The organism is Planctomycetia bacterium (genome assembly GCA_021413845.1).
Classification (GTDB): domain Bacteria; phylum Planctomycetota; class Planctomycetia; order Pirellulales; family PNKZ01; genus PNKZ01.
This window is the reverse complement of sequence record JAIOPP010000025.1, coordinates 63,416-70,440: the sequence shown is the minus strand read 5'-3', so window position 1 is coordinate 70,440 and position 7,025 is coordinate 63,416. Positions and strand designations below refer to the sequence as shown.

Sequence of the window (7,025 nt, the reverse complement as noted above, 5' to 3'; positions counted from 1 at the left end):
GAGAGCATGAAGCCGTCTTTGCCGCGCGCCGAGCCGTGGCACGTGCCGCTATTGCAACCGGCGCGAAACAAGACCGGCATCACATCGCGACGAAAGCCCGGAGTCTCTGCGCCATGGAGCGCGCCGGACACGAAGGTCATCGTCGTGAGGGCCGCGAGCGTCGTCGCAACGAATCGAAGAGTTGTATTCAACATCACGGTGGGGTTCCCTGCGTGCTCGTGGTCGCCGTCGAGGTCGACGGGGGATCGACGCGCAGAATCCCTTTGCCGGTGCGCTGCCGAATTTCTTGTCCGTTTTGGCGGACGATGATCTCGCAAGTCAGCTCCTTATATTGGCCGAGCAAGGCATCGCCGCCGGCTTCGACTTCGAAGACGAGCTCCTTATCGCCGACCTTGAGCTTCGGGCCCGGCGCCACGACGCTCACCCCTTTCGGCAGGCCGACGAGTACGGCTTCGGCCTCGCCCGGAAATGCTTTCTTGTGCGTGACTTCCCAAAAGATTCGCGACTTCTCGCCGCGGCGAACCGCAGCCGGTTTGTTCTTCAGTTCGACATAGGGCTCGGCGATCGCGAGCTCGACTAAGGCCGAAGAGTTGCGAATCCGGCCGGCGCCGAGATAGTAGGAGCCGCCGACCGTCGAGGCCGTGGCCGCCACTTTCCAAATCGCGGGCTGCGCCGTGGGACCGGCGAACAGCCGTAGCGTCTTCGACGTTTCGTGTTCTTCGATCGTTACCGTCGGCTGGGCCTGCACGCCGGGCGGAACCCAATCGAATTGAATCTCGATCGGCTCGCGGAAGCTGCCGTGGCGCGTAAGGTTGACCTGCATCGAAAGCTCGCCGCTTTGCGACAGCGGGATCTGCGGCGCAACCAGCTCGATCGAATACGGCGGACGCTCGGTGACTGCGAGGATGTAGCGATCGACCAGCCACGATTGCCAGGCCCGACCGCCGGAATGGCTGAGGAAAGCGAACGCTTGGTGCGAGCCGGTTTCGAGCGCGATCGAAGGGTCGGTCGGCCGGACGAGCAAGCGAATCAACGCTCCCTGCGGCTTCGCATCGGCGGCGGCGATAAACTGAACCGGCACGATCTTCTGTCCGGCGCGAATCGTCGGCGCGATCATTTGAACGCCGGCGGGGAGCCCTTCGGCGTAGATTTCCAGTTCTCCCTTGTATCGATTTCCTTGCCCTTCGGCGAGTTGCAGGTTGACCGTCCAGCGGTCCCCTTGCGGCACGGCGATCGCCGTCAATCGCGGGCATTCCGCGCTGTCGATCACCGGGGCATAGAGGTACGTGTGAATCGCGTCGCGCACCGGCTCGATTTCGATTCGATAAACCGAGGTCGGGCCGCCGAGGCCGCGCATGTCGGTGATCGCAAGCACGTATTCGCCGTCTTGTTTCGGAGTCCAAACGAGCGAAGGATCGAGCAGCTCCTTGCGATGAAACGAGCTGGGCATCCCGAACAGGTCGCGCTCGTCGTGCCGCGCGTCGTCGGCCTCGACTTCGGGCTCTTCGGCTCCGGCGAAGCGGATCGAGATGCGGGGATCGAGCGGAGTGCCGAGCGCGCGAGCGAAGGTCCGCACGCGATAGGCTTCTCCTTTGCGCACCGAGAACCGAAACGCATCGGCATCGCCCGCCTCGCCGATGATGCCGTTGAGCGCGATGGGAAAGCGAGCGACCTTGGTCTCCCCCTGATCCGCAGCTTCCAAGATGTTCGGATAGTTCGAGACGCGCATCGGCAGCGGTGTCGGGGCTTCGTCGTAGTATTCAAAGTCGCCGACGGTCGACGGTAAGCTCAGCTTGCCGGCGAGCGATCCGGCCGGGTCGCCGAGAAGCGTGACGTTTAACGGAGCGCCTGCCGGCCCGCCGGCCGGATAAACCGCTATCGGACGACGGTGCGTGCCGATCTGCGCGAGATAGTGAACGCCGGACGCACCTTTGAAGATCCGTTGCCGCACCTCGACGAAGTAGTCCCCGTCGCGCGGCAAGATCGTCGAGACGATCGGGTCTTGGATGTGCAGGTCGCTGTCGTCGTTGCGCGCCAATTCTTTGCCGTCGGCATCGAGCAAGCGGAGCATGAGGTCCGCCTCGGAGCCGGCATAGAACGACTCCGTCAACCAGACGGAAGCGACTTCGGCCGAAAGATGCGCCCCTTTTTTGCCGGCGACGCGATAGAGATCCACATCGGCAAACCGGCCCGTATCGATGCTGCCGAGCACGGCGACGTTCGCCCCGATCGGCAGCGCTTTCGCCGGAAGATCGTTCTCCCCTTGGCGCGGTTCTTTCTCGTCGACCGTGGCAAGCGGCGTGACCCAAAACGTGCTGACGACGGTCAGCTCCGTCGCCGTGCGAAGCCGAAACGGATGCATTCCGAGCGGGCAATCGGCGCCGATGACGAACTTGCAATGCACTTCTTCTTCGGCTCGGCCGCCGTGTGCGGTGCCGTGCGGAGATTGCATCGGCCGTGTCGACTCGATGCTCACCGCTTCGATGCCGGGCCGAAAGAAGATCACTTCGCGCACGTCTTTCAGGTAAATCCCTTGAATGACGACGTCGACGGTCGTGCCCCGTTGTCCGGCGCGCGGCAATACGCTTTCGATGTGATGCACCATCGGGCCGGCCGATGCCGAACCGACGCCGACAACCAACGCAGCGAACAATACGGTGCCGATGGAACGGATGCGAAGCATTAGGCGACGATTCCCTTCACGAGCTTGCCGTCTTTCACGATCTCGATCGGCCGCGTGCCGAAGGCGAGCAACTCGTCGTCGGCGTTGATGCCGAGTTGGTTGTAGACCGTGTAGAGATAGTCTTCGAGCGGCACGGCGTCGCGAGCCGGCTCCGAGGCCGTGGCGTCGGAGGCGCCGTAGACTTGGCCGCGCGTGATGCCGCCGCCGGCGAGCAACATCGAATAGACGCGCGCCCAATGGTCGCGACCGTTCGATTGGTTGACGAGCGGCGTGCGTCCGAACTCCGTAGTGACCATCACCAACGTCGAGTCGAGTAGACCACGCCGGTCGAGATCGGTGAGTAGGCCGGAAAGGGCATGGTCGAGCGCCGGCATCTTCTCTTGGCAGTCTTCCTTGATGCCGACGTGCGAGTCCCAGGCGCCGTACGTCACGGTGACAAAACGGACGCCGGCCTCGACGAGTCGCCGAGCGAGCAGCAGGCGCGGGCCGATGCCGGCCGGCTCGCGACGCTTGTTCACGTAGTCGTGGCCGTAGAGATCGCGCATGCTTTGCGGCTCGTCGGCCAGCGAGAAGGCCTTCTGCGATTGCGGCGAGCTCAAGAGGGAATAGGCCCGCCGATAGAATTCGTCCATCGTGTTGAGCTTGTCGGGATCCGATTCCATTTTGCGCAAATGGTTCTCGACGAGTTCCCGGCTCGCTTTGCGGCGCTCGAAGCGGTCCATCGAAAGTTCGGCGGGAATCGAGAAGTCGCGAATCTTGAAATCGCCCCGCGCGCCGGGATCGGCATAGAGCTGAAACGCACCGTACTTACTACCGAGATAGCCCGTGCCGCCGGCGAAGCCCGGCAGTTGCGGAATGACGGCATACGGCGGAATGTCTTTGCGCGGGCCGAACCGCTCGGAGACGACGGCACCCATCTGCGGGTAGTCGATGACCGTGGTCGGTGTGTAGCCGGTGAAGAGATGGTAGGTCGCTTGGCCGTGGTCCGGAATCTTGCCGACGACCGAACGGACCACCGTCAGTTTGTCGGCAACGAGAGCCGTGCGGGTGAAATTGTCGCTGAAGAGCTCGCCGGTGTTCGTCTTCGCGACGTTGAACGCGCCCCGATATTCGATCGGAGCCTCGGGCTTCGGGTCCCACGACTCTTGCTGAGCCACGCCGCCGGGGAGATGCAATTGGATGACGCTCTGCGCCTTCGGCTCCGGTTTGCCTGCGGCCGCGGCATCTGCACGGCGGCGAAGAAAGTCGCCGAGCGAAAGACCGAACGCACCGCAAACGCCGATCTGCATCGCTTGCCGGCGATTGAGCGCAGAGCGATAGCCGGAGCATCCGTGAACAGGTTCGGGGGAGCGAGTCATGCGCAAATTTCTTGCTAGCGAAAAGGGATTGCAGAACCGTAAGCCGACGAAGTGCCGAGTCGAAAACGCTACGGCAACGCGTTGCCCGCGGGCCTCTCAGTTTAATCGAAACGCCGCTGTTTCGCGATTGGATTCGGCGTCGTGAGGCGTGCGGCGCGTCAGCGTAAAGCGGATTTTTCGCTGCATGTGAATGCAGCCGCTGCTAACGCTGAATTAAGAATGCCACGCCGAAAGTTACGACGCTTAATAGCTCTTTGCGAGTTGTAATGTAACAGTCGCAAGGCTTTATACGCTAAGAGTCGTAGTATGGAAGTGTCGGCTATACGAGGGGCGGGAATTTCTTTTCGTCATTCAAAGGGTCTAAGTTATGAGCGAGCTTTTTCACACGTCCGGTTCGATGCGTGCTTATCCGAGTCGACCGATTCCGTTCGCCGATTTCGAAACCTTCGTCCGCCGGTTGCCGGAAACGATCGTCGAACCGTTCCGCGATTCATGGGACGATCAACGGGACATCGCCGTGATCGATAAGCGAACCGGCGACGTGGAGCTCATCGCCGCGCAACTCGGAAGCGACCATGTCGGGTTCTACGTTCGCTCCTCGCCATCGCGCCGAATTCAACGGCTCGTCTGCGAACACTTCGGCGTCGACATCATCGTCAACCGCTTGAACCACCGCCTCGATTTCATCATGGCCGAAACGGCAAGCCTACATCCGATGCATGCCGGGCACTTCGCGCGGCCGTAACTGCGACTCCTAAGGGGCTTGTGCAGCAAGTGAAACGAAAAACCCTGGGACCGCTCGCAAGCGGCCCCAGGGATCGACACACGGTCGCTCGTTTCACAGAGTTCGGATTGTCGCTTAGCTGCGCGAAGCCTTGCAACCGGCCGCGCAAGCCTTGCACGACTCAAGGCACTTCTTGCAGCATTCTCGGCCGCTCTTCTCGCACATCGCGGCGCACTGCAAGCACATCTTCTCGCATGCCGTGCAAACGTCCGCCGCGTTGGCATAGCCCTTCTCGCACGACGTGGCGCAAGCCAGGCACATGTGGTGGCAGGCGTCGCATTGAGCCGAGCATTCCGGGTTCAGCTCCTTGCAGCACATCGCGCATTCCTTGCAGATCGCGGCACAATCGCGACACATCTTCACGCAGGCATTGGAGACTTTCCCCTCGGCCGCGCGGAGCCAACGTCCGCCGAACACACCGACTCCCGCCAAGCCCAAGAACGCACCGAGAATTCCGCGACGATTCATTGAAATCGAATTCATGACAATCACCTTTTGGTAATAAAGAACTTTTTGTTGGAAATTAAAATCCATTCCTGCTGCCGAGTGCGCATCGATGCCCGGCAAGGTCGCAACGGCGAACCGCAGCGAGAGCAGGGATAGATGCGCTACGTGTCGGAATGCGCGCGAAGACGCCGCATCACCAACATCGTAGGAGTGCCGAGACGGAAACCGCTTAGCAGTTCCACCGGCAGAGCAGAGCTTGAGGATTGCCCGAGAACGCGATTCGCCCGCCGCACGACAAGCCGCTCGCCGCGAACGCATTCGCAAGTTCAGGCAGCGAGGTGCCGATCGCCGGCAGCCACGCTTGGCTGAGCGGAAGAACGCTCGGCTTGGTAACGGCACCCACTTTCGGCGCACAACCGAGGCAATTCGACGATTCGTGCGCAGGGGACAATGCGTCTAAGAAAGCTGCGTCTAAGAAAGCATTGTCGGGCGCGCCGCGGCTTTGCGATGTGTTCCCATCGCTTGGGTCGATCGAGCGGTGCATACTGCAACAAAATCGCGTCTCGAACTTTGCGGCAAGCGAGACGGGGGCCGCACAGCAACTACGGCTCGAATCATGACTCGATGCGGGCGAATCGCTCGTCGAATCGCTTGCCGAAGTCGAAGTCGGCAGCGCGCAGCACCAATGCGGCGGGAGCAAAAGCAACCCGAGCAAGAGCGACGTCGAGATGGTGCGGAGCGTCGGCACGTGTAAGTATCCTCTACGTCAACCCTATGTCTCTCGACGAAGAATGTCAATCTCGGCATACTGTCGACATCCTCCGGGACATCCCCCTCTTCGTGCGTGTTCGAGGTCGAAGTCTATGCCGCATCTCGATTTCGTCACGTCGCTGCACAAGCGAACGACCCGCGATTATCTCGGACGCGTTCTCGAAGCGGATAAGGCCGAGTGTGCCGAAGTCGCGTTGCGTTGGGATCGCGACTATTGGGACGGCGAGCGCAAGCATGGCTACGGCGGCATGCGTTACGACGGTCGCTGGCGGCCGGTCGCCGAAGAGATGATCGCGCATTACGGCTTGAAGCCCGACGCGAGCATTCTCGATATCGGTTGCGGCAAAGGTTTCCTGTTGCATGAGTTTCGGCAGTTACTGCCTGACTGCAACGTGGCAGGCCTGGATATTTCGCAGTACGCGATCGAGCACGCAATGCCCGACTTGCACGGCAAACTGACCCTCGGGCATGCCGCTCGGCTCCCTTATGCCGCGCGCTCGTTCGATCTCGTGGTCTCGATCAACACGCTGCACAATCTTTACAACTTCGAGCTTCATGCGGCGCTAGAAGAGATCGAAAGAGTCTCGCGCGGCGGTCGGTATATCGTCGTCGAGTCGTATCGCAACGAGCGCGAAAAGGTGAACTTGCTGTACTGGCAGTTGACGTGTCGCTCGTTCTACACCGTGCCGGAGTGGGAATGGCTCTTCCGCCGCGCCGGATATGCCGGGGATTACTCGTTTATCTACTTCGAGTGATCCAGGTAAGTTACATCGAAGCGGCACGCGAACGCCCCTCAGGAGGGGTGTTTCGGATTAGCGATCTTGAGCTGATTCGTGGCTCGTTTTGAGCAATCGTCCGGCGCCCAGAGAAAACTTACTGGATTTTAAGGTTCCGTAAACTTACAATAAAGTAATGACTCGATCCCATCCGATGCGATGGATGCGAAGCCGGGTGGTGTCTCTCCGATCGAACCCCTTTCAGG

The 7,025-nt window shown here is 61.0% G+C and carries 7 protein-coding genes; 2 read left to right on the top strand and 5 right to left on the bottom strand.

The annotated features are described in order from the left end of the window. From K8U03_05485 to K8U03_05475, 3 genes are all read right to left on the bottom strand, one after another. A partial coding sequence (locus K8U03_05485; protein ID MCE9604341.1) for a hypothetical protein occupies nt 1-197 on the bottom strand: 197 nt, incomplete at its 3' end. Next, on the bottom strand, nt 194-2,683 hold the full coding sequence (locus K8U03_05480) for a serine protease (GenBank protein MCE9604340.1): 2,490 nt from the start codon (nt 2,681-2,683) through the stop codon (nt 194-196). The genes K8U03_05480 and K8U03_05485, both read right to left, overlap by 4 nt. Further along, entirely contained in the window at nt 2,683-3,972 is a 1,290-nt protein-coding gene (locus tag K8U03_05475) for a DUF1501 domain-containing protein (protein MCE9604339.1), read from the bottom strand. Before K8U03_05475 ends, K8U03_05480 begins: the two co-directional genes overlap by 1 nt. Before the next feature lie 436 nt (nt 3,973-4,408). Between K8U03_05475 and K8U03_05470 the strand changes: the two genes are divergently transcribed. After that, nucleotides 4,409-4,786: a hypothetical protein gene (locus K8U03_05470; GenBank protein ID MCE9604338.1), complete on the top strand. Its 378-nt coding sequence runs from the start codon at nt 4,409-4,411 to the stop codon at nt 4,784-4,786. A gap of 114 nt (nt 4,787-4,900) precedes the next feature. Here the strand turns inward: K8U03_05470 and K8U03_05465 are convergent, their stop codons facing one another. Both K8U03_05465 and K8U03_05460 read right to left on the bottom strand, forming a co-directional pair. Next, nucleotides 4,901-5,308 carry a hypothetical protein gene (locus K8U03_05465; GenBank protein MCE9604337.1) on the bottom strand — a complete coding sequence of 136 codons (408 nt, stop codon included), beginning with the start codon at nt 5,306-5,308 and terminating at the stop codon, nt 4,901-4,903. 193 nt (nt 5,309-5,501) lie between these two features. Beyond that, nucleotides 5,502-6,020, bottom strand: coding sequence for a hypothetical protein (locus K8U03_05460; GenBank protein ID MCE9604336.1), 519 nt, complete (start codon nt 6,018-6,020; stop codon nt 5,502-5,504). Between the two features lie 115 nt (nt 6,021-6,135). Here K8U03_05460 and K8U03_05455 point away from each other — a divergent pair, with 115 nt between their 5' ends. After that, nucleotides 6,136-6,798, top strand: coding sequence for a class I SAM-dependent methyltransferase (locus K8U03_05455; GenBank protein MCE9604335.1), 663 nt, complete (start codon nt 6,136-6,138; stop codon nt 6,796-6,798). Nucleotides 6,799-7,025 lie beyond the last annotated feature (227 nt).

Excerpts from the sequence above, each read along its gene's own strand:
- K8U03_05480 (MCE9604340.1), bottom strand. The coding sequence starts at position 2,683 with ATGCTTCGCATCCGTTCCATCGGCACCGTATTGTTCGCTGCGTTGGTT.
- K8U03_05475 (MCE9604339.1), bottom strand. The coding sequence starts at position 3,972 with ATGCAGATCGGCGTTTGCGGTGCGTTCGGTCTTTCGCTCGGCGACTTT.
- K8U03_05470 (MCE9604338.1), top strand. The coding sequence starts at position 4,409 with ATGAGCGAGCTTTTTCACACGTCCGGTTCGATGCGTGCTTATCCGAGT.
- K8U03_05465 (MCE9604337.1), bottom strand. The coding sequence starts at position 5,308 with ATGAATTCGATTTCAATGAATCGTCGCGGAATTCTCGGTGCGTTCTTG.
- K8U03_05455 (MCE9604335.1), top strand. The coding sequence starts at position 6,136 with ATGCCGCATCTCGATTTCGTCACGTCGCTGCACAAGCGAACGACCCGC.